Raw genomic sequence first — 19,752 nt, forward strand, 5'->3', positions numbered from 1 at the left:
GTTTCAGTGAATCGGATCAGGCGGTCGGGGTGTAGCCGGCCTTGAAATCTTTGATGGCAGCTTCCAGGGCACTGACGATGTCGTCGGACAACTCGCCTTTCTCCGTCAGCGTTTCCAGCAACGAGCTGTGTTTGTCGTTGATGAATTGCAAGAAATCCTTTTCCCATTGCTGGACGGTTTTGATTTCAACGTCATCCAGGTGACCCTGGGTACCGGCAAACAAGCTGACGACCTGTTCGGCGACCGAAAGCGGTTGGTACTGGGGTTGCTTGAGCAGTTCGACCATCCGGTAACCGCGGTCCAATTGGGCTTGGGTGGCCGGGTCGAGGTCGGTTCCCAACTGGGCGAACGCTTCCAAGGCCCGGAACGCCGCGAGGTCCAGTCGCAAGCCGCCGGCGACTTTTTTCATCGCCTTGATCTGGGCCGCACCGCCGACGCGAGAGACCGAAATCCCGGGGTTCATTGCCGGGCGAACGCCGGAGAAGAACAGGTCGGGCTGGACGTAGATCTGGCCGTCGGTGATCGAAATCACGTTGGTCGGGATGTACGCGGAAACTTCGCCTTCGAGCGTTTCGATGATCGGCAGACTGGTGATCGATCCGCCGCCGAGTTCGTCGGACAGTTTGGAAGACCGTTCCAGCAGACGGCTGTGGCAGTAGAACACGTCACCGGGGAATGCTTCGCGGCCCGGCGGGCGACGCATCAACAGACTCATTTGACGGTAGGCGACCGCTTGCTTGCTCAAGTCATCGTAGACGATCAAGGCATGGCCGCCGTTGAACATGAAGTGTTCGGCCATCGCGGTCCCGGCGTAGGGCGCGACGTATTGCAGCGGGGCGGGTGCACTGGCCCCGGCGACCACGACCGTCGTGTACTCCATCGCACCGTATTTTTCCAGCACGTCGACGACGCCGGCGACCGAACTGTCTTTCTGACCGATGGCGACGTAGAAACATTTCACGTCTTGACCCTTTTGATTCAAGATCGCGTCGATGGCGATCGCGGTCTTGCCGGTTTTCCGGTCGCCGATGATCAGCTCCCGTTGACCGCGGCCGATCGGCGTCATCGCGTCGATCGCTTTGATCCCCGTTTGCATCGGCTGGGTCACCGGCTGCCGCTCGGCGACACCGGTCGCGATGATTTCCACCGGGCGGGTGACGTCCGATTGCACGGGGCCTTTGCCGTCCAACGGGTTGCCGAGCGGGTCGAGGACACGTCCGACGACCGCATCGCCGGCCGGCACACTCAACAGCGTCCCCAGCGCCTTGACTTCGTCGCCTTCCTGGATCGTCAGGTAGTCACCGAGAATGATCACCCCGACGCTGTTCTCTTCCAGGTTGAACGCCAGGCCGATCGCACCGTTGGGGAACTCCACCATCTCACCGGCCATCACACCGGAAAGACCATACACACGCGCGATCCCGTCACCGACTTCGAGGACGGTACCGACTTCGCGGACGTCGATCTTGCTGTCGAAGTTTTCGATCTCCTGTTGCAAGACCGATGCGATTTCATCGCTGCTAAATTTCATGGCAATCTAATGCGTCAGAGTGTTTGTGGTTTTGATAGGTCGATTGTGGAAGCGGAGCCCGATCAGGCGGAGGCAGCTTCCGATTGTTATTGGGTCAATTGATCGAATTTCTCAGCGATCTTGGCCGAAAATCCCTCGCTGGCTCGTTTGGCGATGCCATTCAAGCGATTGGCGACGGAATTGTCGAAAACCGTATCTCCGATTCGGATCACCATGCCGCCGATCAAGTCGGCGTCGACGACTTCCTGAAGTCGAACTTTCTTTCCGGTCGCGGTCCCCAGTTTTTCGCTGATCGATGCCCGCAGGGCGTCGTCCAGCGGGACCGCCGTGCTGACTTTCGCAAGCACCTGGCCGCTCATTTCGTCAAACAACGTCAACACGCCCTCCCGAACCGCCGCGACGTGGGCCAGTCGACCTCGCGACGCCATCACCTTCAAAAACGTCAACAGCAACGGATCGAAATCACCGCCGAAGACCTTGTCGATGACCCGATGCTTTTCGTGAAGATCGATTCGCGGCGAAGCGAACGCGGCGGCAAGCTTGGGACTCTTGCGCAGGTACTGGTCGACCACCTGGTTGAGTTGATCGACGATCTGTTCGGTCCGCCCCGCTTTTTGGGCGGCAGCCAGCAGAGCTTGCGCGTAGGTTTTCCCCAGCTGCTCGGCTCCGGTGTCCATCACCGTTTCATGTTTTACGTCGTCGGGAGTATCCATCGCTAATTCCAAAGGTGGTTCGCCTGGCTCGGATCAGTTGTTGCTCGGGACCTGCTCGAGCGCTTTCTTGATCAACTCGGCGTGATCCTCGGGGTTCAGTTCACGACCGACGACCTGTTTGGCGACTCCCATGGCCAGCACGGACGTTTGGCTGGCGATTTCGGCAAGCGCCACTTTCTTGGCGGTTTCGATGTCCGCCACGGCACGCTCGCCTTGTCGCTGCGCGTCGGCCTTGGCTTCCTCGACAATTTTTGTCGCGTTCGCCTGGGCGTCACGTCGCGCTTCGGCCAAGATCCCCTGCGCTTCGTTAGCCACGTCCTGCACCTTTTTCTGGTACTCGGCCAGGGTGGCTTCCGCCTTGCGGTTGGATGCCTGGGCCTGCTCCAGATCGCCGGCGATCTTTTCCTCGCGAGCCTTCAAGCCGCCCAGGATGACCGGCCAAACGAACTTCGCGAGCACCGCAAAGGTCCCCAGAAAGATCGCCAAATTGATGACCGCCGCACCGGGGTCGAACGACAGGATGGGCGGCAGTGGCTCGTGCGCACCCTCATCATGAGCCTCGCCATCATCAGCCCCGCCCTCGGACGACTCCGCAGCGGCCTCGGCGGCTTGCACCGACATCGGGGACAGCGACACCGGGGACAGGGCCACGGGTGGCCCCACGGCGACAAAGGAAACGGCGATAGCCATCAAGGCAAAACGCATATACGACATCAAATTACCTAAGGGTGGGCAACCAGAATCGGAGTGCCGCCTCGGCTTCACTGCCGCGAAAGCGAGGCGACCGACCGAAACACGCGGCCGATCTCTCTAGTTGTTACAGTTCGTGCGAACTACAGCAGGTACATCAAAATCAACGCGATCACGGTCACACCTTCAATCAGTGCGGCCGAAATCAGCATCTGCGTGCTGATCGTTCCGCTTGCTTCGGGTTGACGGGCGATCGCCTCGACGGCGCCGCCACCGATACGACCGATGCCCCAGCCGGCACCCAAAATCACGAGGCCGATGCCGATACCGACACCCATCTTGCCAAATTCTGCAGCCTCTTGAGCCAGCATCATTGCGAATTCAAACATCTCAGGTTCGCTCCTAGAATTCTCTCGTCGCCCGTCTTCTCGCAAAGGAACGGACGCACAAAAAAGGGGAAAGGTCAAAGGGTTAGTCATTCATGACGCATCGGCCAATCCGGCCAGCCGCGACGGTTCAATCAACTTATCCAGATCCATTTGCGATTCATCGCTCAACGGATCGTGTTCGTGTTCATGGCCGTGGTCGCCATGGTGTGCCGCAACGGTCGAGATAAACAGGACCGTCAGGAAGGTAAAAATGAAGGCCTGGAGCATGCAGATGAACAACTCCAGCAACGTCAGCACGATGCAGCCGATGACCACCGCGATGCCGACGCCATAGCCCAGCAGGTGTGACACCGAGGCGGCCGTGAACACCAGACCGACGATCGCCGCGACCACCAGGTGGCCGGCCATCATGGTCCCAAAAAGCCGCATCGCAAGCACGACGCACTTGATCAGCAACCCCAACCACTCCAACACATACAGCGGTAATCCGAGGCCGAAGGACATTGCCTTGGGACCGTCCCAACCGATCGGGTTGAAGTGGGAGAAAAAGGCCTTTGCACCGGTCTCTCGGATCCCGATGAACAAGATCGCGACGAAACTGCAGATCGCCAACATCCCGTTGAGCGACAGGTTGCCCGTCGCCGTGCCGCCGAAATGGCCGTAGTCGCTCGCGTGGTCGCTCCAGATCAGCCCGGCCATGTGCAGGCCGCTGCCGAATGGGATCAGACCCAGCACGTTGGAGAACAGGATGAAAAAGAACACCGTCCATATGTACGGAATGTATTTGTCGGTCAGCTCGTGCAAGTTCGGCCGTGCGACCTCATCCCGGATGAACCAGCAGACCGTCTCGAACAACTGCGCCAGTCGCCCCTTGGTCTGGTAGGCTTGCAGGCCTTCGCCCTTGACGCGAATCTTCGTCGCGACGTAGCAAAACACCAGCATCACCGCGATCGCCGTGACGGCGGTCATCATCAGATGATTGGTGACGTAAAAACTGTACTGGCCGTCCTTGATAAACAACGCCGGAATGTTCGTTTCGGGACCACCCACGTTCACCGTGAACAGCGGCTCGTGATGCAACGCGTGGGGCACGACGTGCGAAAGTGGATCATCGGCAGATGCGAATAACAGATTCATTGATTTGAATGCTTGGCTATTTAGCTTCTTGTGGTGGCCGCTCGGTCTCGGCGTGGCAAAAGCATCGCCAGGGCGACGACGTCGATCGAAGTCAGGTAGACGTACCACGCGAGAATCATTCCCGCGATTTCCTTCTTGGCGGCGGGCAAGTGATAACTACACAGACCAAGGAGTGCAACAGTGCCAAACAACCGAATTATCACTCCGGCAGAAAAACCGAACGTGATCCGCGCCGGTGACTCGCCCCGACTCGGCAGCATCTCGGCCGCAACCCCCGGCAATCCGCCGGCAACGGCGACTCCGCCACTGCCCAGGCCGATGACGACCAACAGCGACGCGTGGACCGTCAGCAGGCCGCCGGCAACGACCGCCCAGCACGCCAACATCCCGATCGCCCACGCAATCGCGATCGCGACGAGGCAGCACAGGTAAGGCCGACTGCTGACCATGGAGGTGTTCAAGATGGGAAAGCGAAGGGCGGTCAACGAATTAGGCCAGTCAACGGAATACGGTCCGACGGTGTCGGTGTGAATGGTGGAGTTCGGGACGCCGTGAAAGAAGACGCCCTTCGCTCGTTCAATCGTTCGGGCGTCTCTTGTCTGGCGGTAACGCGTCACGTGGTGTCATGCCAGGCTCGTCGCCGCCCGGCCGGCTTTGCTCGATCTGCCGTTGCAGATTCGAGATCGAAGTCGCCAAGCGGATGAACCGAATCATGCCAAGGGTGAAACCGAGTAATCCGCCGATGGCCGAGCAAGTCGGGCGGGCCGATTGCAGGTGGCGGTCGATCGCTGCACCGATGACACCAAACACGATCGTGATGAAGGCTAGCTCCAGGCCGGCACCGGACAGGCGGATCCAAATCGGGGCCCGGTCCTTTGCGGCGCCGGACACCTCGCCGGTGCGATCTCGCCGCCGGTCCGATCGCCCTGACGACCGATCTTGCTCCGGCATTGTGCACCTTTGTTCAGTGATCTCAAGTCCGGTTGACCGCCTATCAGTCGACCAGTTGCTTCCGCGCCGGATCAAAGCGTTGCTCGATCACGGCCCGGCGGAGTCTGCTTCACCACGTGACGCGGGTAGAGTGTGATTGGTGAGCCGGACAGGGATAGGAGGGGCGACCGATAGCCGCACCTGCCGGCAACCGAAGTTCGGGGGGGGCGGGACAGAGGCGGAGAGCACCACCACACGAACCGGCCCAGAAGCCCACCCTCCCTCCGAGAGGGTGACGGAGAAGCTTACGCTCGGAGCGGGGAGGGCCCACGTGACTCGGAGTCGCTCAGCGACAGCCGCCAGCCCCCCCCACCCAAGTTATCTTCGACACCCCCCGAACCGGAGGGCAACTCTACAGCTGCACAGACTCCTGTGCCGGAGGGTGACGACAACTCCACTGGTGAACAGATCACTTCACTTAATGCCCATGTGGCGGCGGAGAGCAGCCCCCTGGGTGCCCCAAAATAGACTTGCCGTCTACATTAGCGTCTGGAATCCGCAGAAAATTTGCACTCGTTTTCCCAGTCTTTCCCGCGGTTTGCGGGCAAAATCTCGTCACAAGCCCGTCAATCCTCCGGGACGACTCTGGAACTTTTCCAAAGCGTTGGCATAATGACTGCGGTGTTGATTGCTCCGTTAATGGTTCCTGAGCGGCAAGGTGACCCCGCCAACTCCCCTCTCTTCGGGGGAAGACGCACCGGTTTCTGGAAATCAGATGAGCAGCAGACTACCTACCAAGACGCGGATGGGCCGACCCTTCGAGGTTTGTGCTTTTCCAATCGTTTCTTCCCCAGGACGTCGCAGCGATGATCGCTGCCCCGCCGGAAAGCGAACGAGTCAAAACGATAACGCCGACTTAACTCGTGGATTGCAGCAATGTTATGCAGCAAGGTTCACGGGCGGCTGGCCAGCACGACAAGCACATCTGGAGATAGTACTTTGATCAAAACGGCAGATCTCAAGTCACAGACGCGGCGTGAACTCGCCGCTCTGGCCAAGAACTATGGCATCGCCGGATGGCATGGCATGCGGAAGGAAGAGCTGGTGGACGCGATCAGCAAGACCCAGCGGCGGCTGCGTCGAAAATCGAAATCCTCCTCGACCTCCTCTTCCTCTCCGTCGCGGAGCACCGGCGGCAACGCGACGGCGAAGTCGAGTTCGTCACGCGGCACAGCGTCACGCAGTCCATCGTCGGGCGGTGCACGGCGGACCAAGGCCCAAGCGGAAAAGAACGGCGAGGGCGTTGCGTCGAAGGCCAAGTCGATGTCCAGCTCGCGGCCCGCGGCCGCCAAGGCGTCGCGCAGCACCAAACCGAGGTCGCGGCGAAACGTTTCGCTCAACGACCGACCGCTGCCGGAGATGCGGGCCCCCAAAGTGTCGGCAAAGACCGCGCGGATTCGGGCACAACTTCGTCGGCAAAAAGAGCAGGCGGAAAAACACCGCGATCTTTCCACCGGCACTCTGGTCGGCGGCTCGGCCGTTCAAAACGGCCCCCAGCGGACGCGGGCCGGTGAGCCCCACCGCGACCGCATCGTTTTGATGGTTCGCGATTCCTATTGGCTGCAAGCGACGTGGGAGATCACGCGGGCGAGCGTGGCCCGGGCCGAGTCGTCGTTGGCCGAACGCTGGCACACGGCCAAGCCCGTGCTGCGGGTGATGGAAGTCGAAGACGTCGCCAACAACATCGCCGAAACCGTCCAACGCGACATCCCGATTCACGGCGGCGTCGACACCTGGTACGTCGATGTCCAAAATCCGCCGACTCGATTCCGCGTCGCGATCGGCTACATCACCTCCGATGACCAGTTTCATTCGATCTGCCGCAGCAACATCGTCGAAACGCCCAGCCCGGGCGAGTGCGAGCGACTGGACGAGCACTGGCATGACATCGCCGACGATTACGAACGAATCTACTCGCTCAGCGGTGGCTACGACACCGACGGCGGCGATTTGAAAGAAATCTTCGAAGAGCGGCTGCATCGCTCGATGCCGACGCGCGGTTCGCAGGGCCAATTGACGGCCGATCCGACGTTGTTGCGGCAAAGCAAGCTGCCGTTCGAAGTCGACGCGGAGCTGATCGTTTTCGGCCGAACCGCCTCGGGATCGTCGGTCTCGCTCGGTGGACGCCCCGTCAAACTGCAGAGCGACGGAACGTTTACCGTCCGGATGAAGCTGCCCGACAAGCGCCAGGTGTTGCCCGTGACGGCCGAAAGCCGCGACGGGATGCGACAGCGGACCACCGTGATCGCCGTCGAACGCAACACCAAAGTGATGGAAGCCGTTGACGTCAAGGACAACATGTAGCGCGGCCCAGTGGGATAGGCTTCTAGCCTGCCATCTCTAGACGCGGCACTGAACGAACGACCCCCCTTCCTCCCGGGAGGGGCGATCGAAGTGAGGGGAGCGCTGCCGCAATCCGCATCGCGTCGCCGACTCCGGCGCGATCCAAGTCATCCGCCCACCGCTTTCACTCCGTGCGTGTGGCCAACCACTCTGATACCCCACGTACCGTGATGCCACGCACTCTTCTCACCTCCCTGACACTCGTCTGTCTTTTCTTTCTCGCCGCCACCACCAAGGCCGCCGATTCCAAACCGCTGAGTATTCTGCTGATCACCAGCGGTTGCTGCCACGACTATGACTTTCAAACCAAGTCCTTGCAGCTGGCCTTTGAAAAAGCGGGCGTCGCGGCGAATTGGACGGTGGTCAACGAGGGCGGCAACGGCACCGATGCTCAAATTGATTTTTATCGGGAATCGGATTGGGCCAAGAACTTCGACGTCTGCATTCACAACGAGTGCTTCGCCAAGACGACCGATGCCGACTACATCCGCACCATCACCGGGCCGCACTTTGAAGGATTGCCCGCGGTCGTGATCCACTGTGCCATGCACACCTACCGCGACGCGGCGATCGATGATTGGCGCCAACTACTGGGCGTGACCAGCAAACGTCACGACCACAAGAGTTCGTACAAGGTCGATGTGAAGGCCACCGACCACCCGATCATGAAGTCGTTTCCCGACGGGCACGTGATCCAGTTCGATGAGCTTTACATCATCGAAAAATTGTGGCCCAGCGCGACCGCCTTGGCGACCAGCAAAAGTGAGAAGGACGGCTCGGAGCACCCCGTGATCTGGACCAACCAGTACGGCAAAGCACGTGTGTTCGGCACGACGTACGGCCACTCCAACGAGACATTTGAAGACAAGGTGTTTCTGAACCTGATCGTCAACGGCACGGTTTGGGCAGCGGGCAAGTGACAGCGCGCAGGTCGCTGCTGAAGCAGTGGCCCGCTATCGTTCGAAGGTCTGTTCGGCGCGTCTTCGTTCAATGAGTTCATCCTGCATGTCTCTGAAGTCTCGCGGCGAAAGTTTGTCCCAGTCGGCTTCGGCGACTCCAATGCCCGGCGTGTAGCTTTGGTAGGGCATCTGGCGAAGTAGGAAGCCGGCCGCGGCGATCAGTGTGACCAAAAAGACGGCCAGTGAAATCGCGGTCACACGGGAGAGCGCGCCGACGAAGGGGCGAAAGACGGTCGTGAACAACCGTGGAAACGCCACGTGCACGCCGAGCAACACAAGCCAGGCTGTCGCGGTCACCGCGACCGTCAGCGAGACCACTTGGACCCAGTCCCGGAGCCAGCCCAGCCGTCCGATGTCCCTGGGATCGTCGTAGATCTCCATCCAAAGCGCAGGCGTGGCGATGGCCGGGGCGATGAGGATCGGAACGGCGACAAGCAAGTACAGCGCGCCGAGGACAAACCGGCTGACCAGGATCGGATGCCCGCCCTCGGACTCCGACTCGCGGGCCAGCGAGATTCTCGACAAGATGATCGCCAAGATTGCAGCCAGGGCAAACCACGCAGCCCCGACTTCGCCGTTGCCGGGGCCATTTCCAAAGAAGAACCCACCGAAAATACCGAGGGCAAGGATCCCGACGCCGACATAAGCCGGTGTCTCGACGCGAGGATCGCGCAGCCAGCTTGTTTGGGCGTGTGAGATCCACTGGCCGGACGATTCGACCGATGTTGCGGCGAATTCACCCAGTGTTTGACCCGCGCGGTGAATCGTTTCGCGGACGCGTCGAGGGTGGTCATTGGGCAGCGTGTGGTCACGGCCGGACGGTCTCGGATGCTTTTCAATTTCATCGATGTCATGCATCACCGCCGAGGCAGAGGCGTAGCGTTTCTCGGGATGCTTTTCGAGCGCCCGCAGCACCACGTCGTCCAGTCTCACGTCGATCGCGATCTTGCTTGATTGCTCGAGAGCCGAACCGTTCAGGCATTGACTGGGCGGTTCAAATCGGCCGATCGGTAATTCACCGGTCAGCATTTCGTAGAACACCACGCCGAGCGCGTAGATGTCCGCGCGGTGATCGACCGATCTGGGGTTTTCCAATTGCTCCGGTGCCATGTAGTGCACCGTCCCCACCACGCCCTGTGTCGGATCGGGCACGCGGGAATCCTGATCGGCGGTTGTGCCGTCCTCGGTATCGGCGGCGGTCTTATTGGCGACCAGCTTGGCCAGGCCGAAGTCGGTGATCTTTAACCTGCCTCGACTATCGAACAATAGGTTTTCCGGTTTGATGTCGCGATGCACGACGCCTTCATCGTGCGCGTACGACAGCGCGTCACAGAGTTGTGGAATGATCTCCAACGCCTCAGCCGGCGAAAGCCTGCCTTGGGCGAGCACCTCGCGCAAGTTCGCCCCCTCGACCAACTCCATCACCAGCATCGCGTAGGGGCCGGCTTGGCCGAAGTCGTGGACGGCAACGATATTGGGATGATTTAATTTTGCCAGCGCCCGGCCTTCTTGGGCAAATCGCCCGCGGAACCCCGCGCGTTCGGCAATTTGCGGCGGCAGAATTTTGATCGCGACGGCGCGATCGAGTGACTTCTGCCGGCCCAGGTAAACCGCGCCCATGCCCCCCTGGCCGATCAACGCTTCGACTTCATAGCCGGTGATCTGTTCGGACAACTCTTCGATCGATGGCGGCACAAAACTTTGGCCGGGGCCGAGCGTGATGGCCACCGGATGCGGTTTGTCCCAAGGCGGTCGGAGCAAACAGCGGGGGCATTGCACCAGATCAGCGGAATCCTTCGACGCCGAATCGGTGGAAATCGGCGTGCCGCAGCGGGGACAGGGTGTCTCGGTCATCGTGCAATCGTGAGTTCGGAGGGGCAGGAACGGGCTCTCTGTTGTCTCCTACACACGTTTTGGGGCCGGGTTACAGAAGTAAAAAGCAATCAGCGGAAAAAAGAATCAACGGAGAAATCAGGCCCGGCGATTCACTCGCCGAGTGCATCGAACAAGCACTGTCGCTCCCGACCTGTATCCTCGGGGTTTTCAACCGTTTGGGCGACTGCATCGAGTAAGCGTTGTCGATACGTCGCCCGCAACCGATGGATCGCGACTTTCAAGGCCGTCGCGGACAGCCCCAACTCGGAGGCGATTTGCTGACGTGACGGCCCGTCGGCGTCGGTCGAGGTCAACATGGGGGAAAGCTTGGAAAACCACTCCCCTTTGCCCTTGGCCTGGTAATCCCGCTCGAGTTCCGCAAGCGCTTGACGGATCAGGCAGAGCGCCCACTGGCGATCGAACAGCGTGGCGGGGTCTCCCGCGTGATCGGCGAGGGCGTCGGCCGAGAACGACCGATCGACGTCGTCCAACGATCCGCAGTCGATCGAAAACGTCGTCGCGTCTCCGCCCCGTTTCAGCGCGTGTTCGCGACGGTGCTCGTTGGCCACGTAATGGTCCAGCGACGTGTATAAAAATGCGCGAAAGCGACCTCGCGACGCATCGGCGGCCGCAATCGATTCCCGCTCAAGCAAGTTGGCAAAGAACCCCTGAATCAGGTCTTCGGCATCCTGACGCGATCGACCGCGGCGTCGCAGGTATCCGTAGAGTGCGGGCCAATAGATCTCGCAAAGTTCTTCCAGCGATTGCCGCGCTACACGACGAACCGACGAATCCCCCGAGGTCTCGCCGGCACGAACGACCAAACTCCAGCGCGTCGAGGGAAGGCGTCCGGCAAGTGTCATGATTCAGGGGAGGTGGGGCAGCGGCGAAAACGAAGGGCGGCGTTTATTGTAGCCAGATGATCGCTCGATGACTCCTTCGCGGTGGACCAGGGCGCTCGGTTCTTGCCAGCGCGCCACGACTGACTTAGCATCCAACGATTTCCGCCCCGATAGCCCGCTCCGCCGAACTCGAAGAATTGAACGATGAAACTGGTCTCTTGGAATGTCAACGGTATCCGCGCGGCGATGGACAAGGGGTTTCGCCAATTCGTCGAAGACCAGCAGCCCGACATCTTGTGTTTGCAGGAAACCAAAGCCGAACCGCAGCAAGTGGATTTGGATTGGGCCGATGGTCTCGGCTACCACCAGACCTGGAATTGCGCGGCGAAAAAAGGATACAGCGGCACGACGATCTGGAGCAAAGTCGCTCCCTGCAAGACCGTGCTGGGGATCGGTGAGGAAGAACATGACCAGGAAGGCCGTGTGGTGACCGCGACGTTCGACGATTTCCACATGGTCAATGTTTACACCCCCAATGCCCAGCGTGGACTGGTGCGGTTGGAGTATCGCCAGCGGTGGGATGCCGCGTTTTTGGCGTACCTCAAAAAATTGAACCGTCGCAAACCCGTCATTTTTTGCGGGGATGTGAATTGCGCCCACCAAGAGATCGATCTGGCGAACCCCAAGGCCAACCGCAAAAACGCAGGCTTCAGCGACGAAGAACGCGCCGGGTTGGACAACATCGCCAAGGCGGGGTTTATCGACTCGTTTCGCCAGTTCGATCAAGGCCCCGGCAACTACACTTGGTGGACCTATCGCTCCAACGCACGCGAAAAGAATATCGGATGGCGTTTAGATTATTTTTGGGTGTCGAAACGGTTTTGGGATCGTGTGGCCGGTGCCAAAATCCATCACGATGTCTATGGTTCGGATCATTGCCCGGTCGAATTGACGCTGGTGCCGTGACGAAGCCGTGCAAGGACCGATCGGGAGGCGGGGGACGTCAATTGTATTACTGCAGGATCTGGCAACCGATTTAGATTCTCTCCCTCTGGGAGAGACAGCGTTTGCGCAGCAAGCAAACGCCAGAGAGGGCCGGCGGCTCGCGAAAGTCTTGACGGCTTCCGCGACGATCAACTCCGCCACTTATACAATTGACGTCCCGAGCTTCCAAGAAATGCGTGGTCCCAGACAGAGCCTGGGAACCAGCGGAATCTACTTTTACTACGAATCGACACTGACCATGAACCGACTGTTTTGTTTGATGATCGCCACCCTGGGCGTCTTCCCCGCAATCGCCACCTGCGCGGACCCCGTGATGAACGACCAGGTGCGGTGGTGGAAGGGCAACCTGCACACACACTCCTTATGGAGCGACGGAGACCAGTTTCCCGAGATGATCGCGGATTGGTATCGCGAGCAGGGTTACCAGTTCCTTGCCCTGACCGATCACAACGTGCTGAGTGAAGGCACACGCTGGATGAGTGTCCAAAAGATCGTCGCCCGCAGCGATGCCGGCATCGTCGGTCGCTATCGAGAACGTTTCGGGGATCATTGGGTGCAACAGCGTGCCAATCCTGAAACCCGTGATCAAGAAGTGCGTTTGAAACCACTCGATGAGTTTCGCCATCTGGTCGAGGAGCGGGGGCGGTTCATCATGATCCCCGCCGAAGAGATCAGCGATCGGTCCGAAGGAAAGCCGGTTCACATCAACGCAACTAATCTGGCCGAAGCGATCGCGCCGGCCGGCGGCGCGACGGTGCGTGAAGCGATGCAGAACAACCTGCGAATCATCTTGGAACACGAAAAGGCGCACGGGCGAGAGGTGTTGCCGCATATCAATCATCCGAACTTCGGTTACGCGATGACCGCCGAAGACTTGGCCGCGGTGGTGTCGGAGCGATTCTTCGAAGTCTACAACGGTCACCCCGGCGTCAATCAACTGGGCGACAAAGACCACCCCAGCATCGAGCAGATGTGGGACCAGATCAACGCGATCCGCTGTGGAATCGCCGGCGTCGCACCGATCATGGGACTGGCCACCGACGACTCTCACGAGTACCACGGCAAACCGGGATCACGCCCGGGCCGCGGCTGGGTGATGGTTCGCAGCCGCTTCCTGACGCCGGAGCACTTGATCCAAGCGATGAAGCGCGGCGACTTCTATGCCTCCAGCGGCGTCACACTGGACGATGTCCGCTTCGACGAATCGACTCGGAAATTGTCGGTCGACATTCTGGCTGAAGACAGCGTGAACTATCGGACGGATTTCATCGCCACGCTCAAGGGCGACGCAACAGATCACGATCGGATCGGCGTCGTGGTCAGCTCGCAAAAAGGAACCTCGGCAAGCTACCAGATGACTGGCAAGGAGCTGTATGTGCGGGCGTTGGTCACCAGCGACCAGCCGCACGTCGACCCGTCTTTTAAAGACCAGATGCAACAGGCTTGGACCCAGCCGGTCGGCTGGTCGAAGTAGCGGTTGATGTTACGTCGCTGCCGGGGGATATCGATTGTTTAACGGCAGCGTTTGGCAACCCATTTAGATTCTCTCCCTCTGGGAGAGACGGCGTTTGCGCAGCAAGCAAACGCCAGAGAGGGCCGGCGTTGCGAAAGGCTTAGCGACTTCCGCGACGATCAAGTCCGTCACTTTCGCAACGAGCGGCCGATTACCGTTTCTTCTTGCTTGGCGGACGCTTGCGTTTGCTCGGCGGCGCGACCGGGGTTTCCGGCGGTTTCTGGTTCACCTGGTCGAGCAATTTTTCGGTCAGCGTTTTCTTACCACTGCCCGCGTTTTTTTTGGTGGCCACCGCATCGATCACATCGCCGTCGGCGTCCAGGTCAAAGTGCTTGCCCTTGGGCAGGGTCTTCTTGACCAGCAAGCGTTCGCCGATGCCCCACATGCTGCTGGCGATGAAGTAGATGCACAGGCCGGCCGGAACGCGGAAGAAAAACAGTCCCATGAACAACGTCATGATCGTCATGACTTTTTGAGTCATCGCGGTCTGTTCGTCCGTGGCCGGCGGCATGAACAACTTTTGCTGTGTGATGAACAGCACGACGACGAAGATCGGCAAGATATTCAAGTAAGGCCCCAGCCATCCCGTGCCGCGACCGGCGATGAATTCCGGCATCCAGTCGCCCCAGTACATGAATTGATCGGGGGCGGCCAAGTTGGACGCCCAGCCGTTGGGCGACCAGAGCGGTTTTTGCCGCAGGTCGATGTCGACCGACAGGGCCCGGTACAGCCCCATGAAAATCGGCAACTGCAAAAACATCGGCAAGCAACCGGCCAGCGGATTGAACCCGACTCGCTTTTGCAGGGCCTGCTGAGCTTTCAAGCGGCCTTCCATGTCGTCCTTGTATTTCTCCGCGATCTTTTTCATCTCCGGAGCCAACTCTTGCATCCGCTGGGCATTGACCGCCGCGTTGCGACTGAGCGGGAACATGCAACCGCGGACGATCACCGTCAGCAGAACGATGGCGACGGCGTAGTTGCCGACGATGCTTTGCAGGATATGCAGCAGTCCCGAAAGCAGACTGGAAAAGAACGAGAACCAGCCGTAGTAGACGAAGTCACCGATCCCATATTGCTCCAGCAACTCCGGTTCTTTGGGGCCGGCGTACATCCGCAGCGACTGACCAAACGCTTGCCCCGGAGGAACCTCGATCGTCTTGCCGTTCAAGAAATACGAGACGTTGACGGCTCGCTCTTTGTGTTTCTCCACGTCCTCTTCATCGGCAACGATCGTCCCGCTGGCTCGATCGTAAGCCCCCAGTGACGTCTTGTCCTCGGGCGGCATGAAGGCGACGGCGAAGTATTGCGCATCAACGCCGATGTAGTCCAACGCGCGGCCTGCCTCGCCGCTGTCGGAGGCAAAGATTGCGTAATTGGGGTCCTTGGGGTCGTTGCGTGCTTCTTTCAGCAGCGTCATCCCGCTGACCAGACGATGCCCATCGGCGGTGGTGCGATAGACCACGTCGCGGGCGGCGGCACCGCTGAAATTGGGGCTGATCTTATTACTGTACCACCAACCTTCCGGCGTGATCCCGTTGGGGCCTTCCAATCGGAGCGCCAGGTTTTGTGCGGTCGCGCCGAGGTTGACGACCTCGACGTCCATGTCCACGACATAGCTTTGCGGATTCAGGGTAAACGATCGCGTCATCCGCACCGCTTCGCCGCCGATCGGCTGCAGGGCTTTGGATCCGATCGTCGTCTCAAAGCGGATGGTTTGGCTGCCGTCGTCACCGGTTTGTTGACTGGCCGTCCACATTTGGGTTTCCGGGTCGGCCAAGGTTTGCAGCGAACGCTCGCCGATGGGGATTTCCTTGCGGCCCACTTGAGCCAGGGTGACCAGACAGGACAGACGCGCCAGATTGCCCGGGATCGCGTCTTCACCCCCGTAGTTTGCCAGCCGGATCAAATCCAGGGGGTGTTCAGACAGTGTGGCATCAAACAGCAGCGTTTTCGCGGTCGGTCCGCCGCGGACGACTTCCACGGTCACCGTCTCGCCCGGTTTGGTGGTCACCAGCGATTCCTGGATGTCGTTGACCGAGGAGATCGGGGTTTCGCCGATCGCCACGATCACGTCTCCGACCTGGATCCCTTTTTCACCGCTGGTGGCGACGGCAAGCGCGGCGGGCGTCCCCGGGCCGACGACGTTGACCGTGACCCCGTCGATCTGTGCGTTCGTCCGGCCGGCAAAGTACCCCAAATACCCGCTTCGCGTGTCCACACGACGGTATGCAAATCGGCCTTCCTCGTTGCGGGTCGTGATCTCAATCCGCTCGATCGCCCCGCCCTGATTGCGGAACGTGATCAGCAGATTCTGTTTGTCGGCCGGATCCATTGAACCGATGGTGAACCACTTTGTCGCCCCCTTGGTCGACTGGATCCCACCCTCTTCGGTCTCCGCATCGCCGTCCCCCAAGACTTCTTCGCTAGTGGGGGGAACCGGCTCACCGGCCGCAGCGTTCTCGTCGTCCTGCTCGGTCACCTCCGCCGCCTGGTCCGCCAGCGGCCCCTGTTCGGGCTGGGGCGGTGCGACGACGGCGCGGAGGGACAGATAAAAAAAGAGGAATGCCGCCGATGCGACGACAAACGTGTAGGTGCGGCGATCCACGATCGATCCGGTTGGGTTGAGATGTAGGGAAGTCCACCGGCGGTGATTTGACGCGGTTCGACACGCCAGGATTCAATCCGGAACACCAGGGAATTTGTTTTGCGGTGGTTTCAAAGGGGGCGAAAACGGGCATTCCGGGCGCGTATTCTGGCCCCCAAGGCGGATCTTGGGAAGACGAAGCCGGCAAGAAGACTGGGCGGAAACGCCAGAACCAGCTGAAATCGGAACACTCGGAGAAAATTGCCTGGCCGGACGAGCAAATTCTCGCCATCTGCTCGACTCCACCGGCGACCCGGGGAACGTCGGCACGACGCGGCAACGGATGGTGTCGCCCTTCGGGACGTCGATTCTTTTTCTGCAGGATTCGATCACCAACTTAGGTTCTCTCCCGCTGGGAGAGACGGCGTTTGCGCAGCAAGCAAACGCCAGAGAGGGCCGGCGCTGCGAATGTCCTCGCGACGTTCGCTACGATCCAATTGGTCACTTCTACAATCGACGCCCCCCAGGGCGAATGCGATCAGGAGCTTTCTGGTCCTGCGAACTTCGATTGACGCCTCCACGCCCCTTCTGCTATTCCCCGACACGCCAATTTCCCTCTCGGCTATGGATTCTCACGGATGACTTCCACACGACCTTTCGGCCTGTTTCTGTCCCTGGTTTTGATCGCCATCTGCACCCCCGGCGATGCATTCGCCCAGGCGAATCAGCAACGCGGCGCGACGTTCGGCGGGATCGCCGGCGCGATCGCCGGGGGACTGATCGGGGATCACAACGACGAAGCCGGCGCGGGCGCCGCGATCGGTGGCGTCGTCGGCGCGGTCGCCGGAGGCATCTTGGGCAACGCCGCCGACAAGGAAGCGGCACTGGAACAGCAACGGGCGGCGTATTACCAAGCCCAGCAACAACAGTATGCCGCCCAGCAGCAGGCCGCGGTCCAGCAATCCGCCGTCACGCTGCAGGACGTGGTGTCGATGTCGCGAAGTGGATTGAGCGACCAGGTGATCATCAACCAAGTTCGGCAACGCGGCTATCTCGGCAAACTCGTGGTCGCCGACATCATTGCGTTACACCAGCAGGGCGTCAGCGAAAACGTGATCACGGCCTTGCAAACGGTCGGACCGCCACGTGCCCCGGCACCCGTGACCGCCGCCCGCCCCACGCCGACGGTTGTCGAGCAGCGGATCTATCGTCCGGCGCCGATCATCATCGAACAACACACCCTGCCGCATTACCCGCTGCCGCATTATCGGCACGGCCGCCGACCGATGTATTATTACCGCCACCATTAGGGCATGCGTTGGTGAGACGGGTTCTCCGCCTGTCGGCGTGGTGCATTGACAGGCTGGAAGCCTATCGCACCTTTCAACATTGACAGGCTGGAAGCCTATCCCACTTAGCCGTCGGACAGGCCTTGCCGCACCCTCAAACGCAGCACCATGGCTGCGGTGATCGCCATCACCAGCGTCGCGCTAAAGACAAAGTAGCCGATCACGATGTGCAATTTCCCGGCGTTCACCTCCGGGTTCTCCGGCGCGATTTCTTCGTTCAGCGGTAGTGCGAACAACGCCGAAAACGGGCTCGCCACTCCGGTCCAATCGGCCTGGGCGATCACCGGGGCGGACATTTCCAACGTTCTGGTCAGCGTCGAGACCGCCGGCGGTGCGACATACAGCATCAGCAGGACGGCATAGGTCGTCAGCAATGCGATCGAGGACTTGCGTGAAAACAGACTGCACGCCAGCGCGATCACACAGTTGACCAAACAGACCGCGGCGATGATCAAAAACATGCCCAGCACCGTCAATCCGTTGGACCAAAACGACGTGTTGAGCGCCGCACCGAGAATCAACGGCCACATCAGAAAAGACGTCAGCACGAAACTGATTCGAAACCGCACCACAAATTTCCCCCACAGAATCTGGACGGGCGAAAGCGGCGTCGTCAGCAACAGGTCCAAGGTCTGACGCTCGCGTTCGTTGGTGATGCTGCTGGCCAAGAACGATGGCCCGACCAGCATGTTGAACACGATCACGTAGACGCCGAACCAAGCCGCGTGTTGTTGTTGAAAGAACAGGAACACGCCCATCATCGGGATCGCCAGCAAGATGCTGATCTGGATCACCAGCCGCAACATCAACGTGCCCTGGCTGAAGATCTCGCTGTGCAATTCTTTGTCGTAGACCGGATTCGCGCCGTCGGCCATCATTTCGTCTTTCCGGGGCGGGGCGAACAATCGATCGGGAAACTGGTCCGGTTGGATCACCAACCCGACCGCCTCTTCCGCTTCACGTTCCAAATCGATCACCTCCTTGCCTTCGCTGCCCACGTCCGGCGGATAGAGCATGCGTCCGGCTGCGGCGGCACCCATCAGAATCACCGCGGTCAGCCCGAACGCAGGGAAGACGATGGCAGAAATCTTGAGCCGCAAGTCACCCTCGCTGGCCATCGACGCCCAGAACAGACAGGCCCCGATCACCAACGGCAAAATCGCCAAATAGCTGACCACCAACGCACTGCTGGTCCGCGGGAAATAGCTGCTGGCCATCACGCCGATCGCGCCGAACAGCACCACCGAGATGATCAATCCCAAATAAGCGGCCAGCACCTCATAGACGCTCACGCCGCCCAGCGGCAGACACAACACGATGATCGGAAGCGAACCGATGATCAGCATGCCGATGTGAGTCAACGAGGCCACCACCTTGCCGATGATGATCGCGCCGGGCCGCAATGGGCTGGCCAACAACATCTCATAGGTCTTGCGTTCTTTTTCACCCGCGATCGTGCCCGCCGCAAAGCTGGGGGCCATCAGCGAAGCGATCACGTATTGACCGAGAAAAAACAGGTTGACTAACTTGGTCGCCGAAGGCGGGTTGGACGTCAGATCCAGTCGCTGATCCGAGGGCCAAGCGGCGACGACCACGGTCGCCAAAAGCAACTGGTAGACCGCCAGCAACACGAACGCTCGCTTAGTCCGCAGATTGACCAGCAATTCGCGTTGGAGGACCGGATTTTCGAAGACGTACATGGATGAAAAGATTTCCGTATCACGGGACTTGCCGACGCGTGCATGGGGCACGCGTCGATGGGGGCGAGACTCCCGGGCGGCGATTCCAGTCCTGCATCGACAGGCTGGAAGCCTATCCCACCGCATGACAGG

16 protein-coding genes are annotated in these 19,752 nt (G+C 60.1%); 5 read left to right on the top strand and 11 right to left on the bottom strand.

What is annotated here, in order from left to right:
• Positions 1–16: 16 nt before the first annotated feature.
• From atpA to Enr13x_RS25765, 7 genes are all read right to left on the bottom strand, one after another.
• Positions 17–1,531, bottom strand: a complete 1,515-nt coding sequence (gene atpA / locus Enr13x_RS25735; RefSeq protein WP_145389661.1) for a F0F1 ATP synthase subunit alpha — start codon at positions 1,529–1,531, stop codon at positions 17–19.
• Between the two features lie 86 nt (positions 1,532–1,617).
• Complete coding sequence (atpH, locus tag Enr13x_RS25740; RefSeq protein ID WP_145389662.1) at positions 1,618–2,244, bottom strand: ATP synthase F1 subunit delta; 627 nt, start codon at positions 2,242–2,244, stop codon at positions 1,618–1,620.
• A gap of 33 nt (positions 2,245–2,277) precedes the next feature.
• On the bottom strand, positions 2,278–2,958 hold the full coding sequence (gene atpF / locus Enr13x_RS25745) for a F0F1 ATP synthase subunit B (RefSeq protein ID WP_231743786.1): 681 nt from the start codon (positions 2,956–2,958) through the stop codon (positions 2,278–2,280).
• A 119-nt stretch (positions 2,959–3,077) separates the two neighbouring features.
• Complete coding sequence (gene atpE, locus Enr13x_RS25750; protein ID WP_390621001.1) at positions 3,078–3,308, bottom strand: ATP synthase F0 subunit C; 231 nt, start codon at positions 3,306–3,308, stop codon at positions 3,078–3,080.
• A 105-nt stretch (positions 3,309–3,413) separates the two neighbouring features.
• Positions 3,414–4,460, bottom strand: a complete 1,047-nt coding sequence (gene atpB, locus Enr13x_RS25755; RefSeq protein WP_145389663.1) for a F0F1 ATP synthase subunit A — start codon at positions 4,458–4,460, stop codon at positions 3,414–3,416.
• Positions 4,461–4,480: 20 nt separating this feature from the next.
• Entirely contained in the window at positions 4,481–4,921 is a 441-nt protein-coding gene (locus tag Enr13x_RS25760; RefSeq protein ID WP_145389664.1) for a hypothetical protein, read from the bottom strand.
• A 115-nt stretch (positions 4,922–5,036) separates the two neighbouring features.
• Positions 5,037–5,411, bottom strand: coding sequence for an AtpZ/AtpI family protein (locus Enr13x_RS25765; protein WP_145389665.1), 375 nt, complete (start codon positions 5,409–5,411; stop codon positions 5,037–5,039).
• 978 nt (positions 5,412–6,389) lie between these two features.
• On the opposite strand from Enr13x_RS25765, the gene Enr13x_RS25770 reads away from it, so the two are divergent.
• Together Enr13x_RS25770 and Enr13x_RS25775 are read left to right on the top strand one after the other, a co-directional pair.
• Complete coding sequence (locus tag Enr13x_RS25770) at positions 6,390–7,754, top strand: DUF4912 domain-containing protein (protein ID WP_145389666.1); 1,365 nt, start codon at positions 6,390–6,392, stop codon at positions 7,752–7,754.
• Between the two features lie 209 nt (positions 7,755–7,963).
• Positions 7,964–8,713 carry a ThuA domain-containing protein gene (locus Enr13x_RS25775; RefSeq protein ID WP_145389667.1) on the top strand — a complete coding sequence of 250 codons (750 nt, stop codon included), beginning with the start codon at positions 7,964–7,966 and terminating at the stop codon, positions 8,711–8,713.
• A 33-nt stretch (positions 8,714–8,746) separates the two neighbouring features.
• On the opposite strand, the gene Enr13x_RS25780 is transcribed toward Enr13x_RS25775, so the two are convergent.
• The gene (locus Enr13x_RS25780) at positions 8,747–10,606 is read right to left on the bottom strand and encodes a serine/threonine-protein kinase (protein WP_145389668.1); all 1,860 of its coding nucleotides are present in this window, start codon (positions 10,604–10,606) and stop codon (positions 8,747–8,749) included.
• Between the two features lie 131 nt (positions 10,607–10,737).
• The gene (locus tag Enr13x_RS25785; protein ID WP_145389669.1) at positions 10,738–11,490 is read right to left on the bottom strand and encodes an RNA polymerase sigma factor; all 753 of its coding nucleotides are present in this window, start codon (positions 11,488–11,490) and stop codon (positions 10,738–10,740) included.
• Between the two features lie 183 nt (positions 11,491–11,673).
• On the opposite strand from Enr13x_RS25785, the gene Enr13x_RS25790 reads away from it, so the two are divergent.
• On the top strand, positions 11,674–12,435 hold the full coding sequence (locus Enr13x_RS25790) for an exodeoxyribonuclease III (RefSeq protein WP_145389670.1): 762 nt from the start codon (positions 11,674–11,676) through the stop codon (positions 12,433–12,435).
• Positions 12,436–12,646: 211 nt separating this feature from the next.
• Positions 12,647–13,948, top strand: a complete 1,302-nt coding sequence (locus Enr13x_RS25795) for a PHP domain-containing protein (RefSeq protein WP_231743787.1) — start codon at positions 12,647–12,649, stop codon at positions 13,946–13,948.
• 190 nt (positions 13,949–14,138) lie between these two features.
• On the opposite strand, the gene Enr13x_RS25800 is transcribed toward Enr13x_RS25795, so the two are convergent.
• A complete protein-coding gene (locus Enr13x_RS25800; RefSeq protein ID WP_145389671.1) occupies positions 14,139–16,592 on the bottom strand; it encodes a YidC/Oxa1 family insertase periplasmic-domain containing protein in 2,454 nt (817 codons plus the stop codon).
• A 617-nt stretch (positions 16,593–17,209) separates the two neighbouring features.
• Here Enr13x_RS25800 and Enr13x_RS25805 point away from each other — a divergent pair.
• Entirely contained in the window at positions 17,210–17,881 is a 672-nt protein-coding gene (locus Enr13x_RS25805; protein ID WP_145389672.1) for a glycine zipper domain-containing protein, read from the top strand.
• Between the two features lie 104 nt (positions 17,882–17,985).
• On the opposite strand, the gene Enr13x_RS25810 is transcribed toward Enr13x_RS25805, so the two are convergent.
• Positions 17,986–19,620 (bottom strand): ABC transporter permease subunit, encoded by a 1,635-nt coding sequence (locus Enr13x_RS25810; protein ID WP_145389673.1) that lies wholly within the window; start codon positions 19,618–19,620, stop codon positions 17,986–17,988.
• Between the last annotated feature and the right edge of the window lie 132 nt (positions 19,621–19,752).

Origin of the sequence: Stieleria neptunia, from assembly GCF_007754155.1 — a bacterium.
Classification (GTDB): domain Bacteria; phylum Planctomycetota; class Planctomycetia; order Pirellulales; family Pirellulaceae; genus Stieleria; species Stieleria neptunia.

Bases quoted from the DNA above. Each gene is read 5' to 3' on its own strand.
- atpA (WP_145389661.1), bottom strand. From the start codon at position 1,531: ATGAAATTTAGCAGCGATGAAATCGCATCGGTCTTGCAACAGGAGATC.
- atpH (WP_145389662.1), bottom strand. From the start codon at position 2,244: ATGGATACTCCCGACGACGTAAAACATGAAACGGTGATGGACACCGGA.
- atpF (WP_231743786.1), bottom strand. From the start codon at position 2,958: ATGTCGTATATGCGTTTTGCCTTGATGGCTATCGCCGTTTCCTTTGTC.
- atpE (WP_390621001.1), bottom strand. From the start codon at position 3,308: ATGATGCTGGCTCAAGAGGCTGCAGAATTTGGCAAGATGGGTGTCGGT.
- atpB (WP_145389663.1), bottom strand. From the start codon at position 4,460: ATGAATCTGTTATTCGCATCTGCCGATGATCCACTTTCGCACGTCGTG.
- Enr13x_RS25765 (WP_145389665.1), bottom strand. From the start codon at position 5,411: ATGCCGGAGCAAGATCGGTCGTCAGGGCGATCGGACCGGCGGCGAGAT.
- Enr13x_RS25775 (WP_145389667.1), top strand. From the start codon at position 7,964: ATGCCACGCACTCTTCTCACCTCCCTGACACTCGTCTGTCTTTTCTTT.
- Enr13x_RS25780 (WP_145389668.1), bottom strand. From the start codon at position 10,606: ATGACCGAGACACCCTGTCCCCGCTGCGGCACGCCGATTTCCACCGAT.
- Enr13x_RS25785 (WP_145389669.1), bottom strand. From the start codon at position 11,490: ATGACACTTGCCGGACGCCTTCCCTCGACGCGCTGGAGTTTGGTCGTT.
- Enr13x_RS25790 (WP_145389670.1), top strand. From the start codon at position 11,674: ATGAAACTGGTCTCTTGGAATGTCAACGGTATCCGCGCGGCGATGGAC.
- Enr13x_RS25795 (WP_231743787.1), top strand. From the start codon at position 12,647: ATGCGTGGTCCCAGACAGAGCCTGGGAACCAGCGGAATCTACTTTTAC.
- Enr13x_RS25805 (WP_145389672.1), top strand. From the start codon at position 17,210: ATGACTTCCACACGACCTTTCGGCCTGTTTCTGTCCCTGGTTTTGATC.
- Enr13x_RS25810 (WP_145389673.1), bottom strand. From the start codon at position 19,620: ATGTACGTCTTCGAAAATCCGGTCCTCCAACGCGAATTGCTGGTCAAT.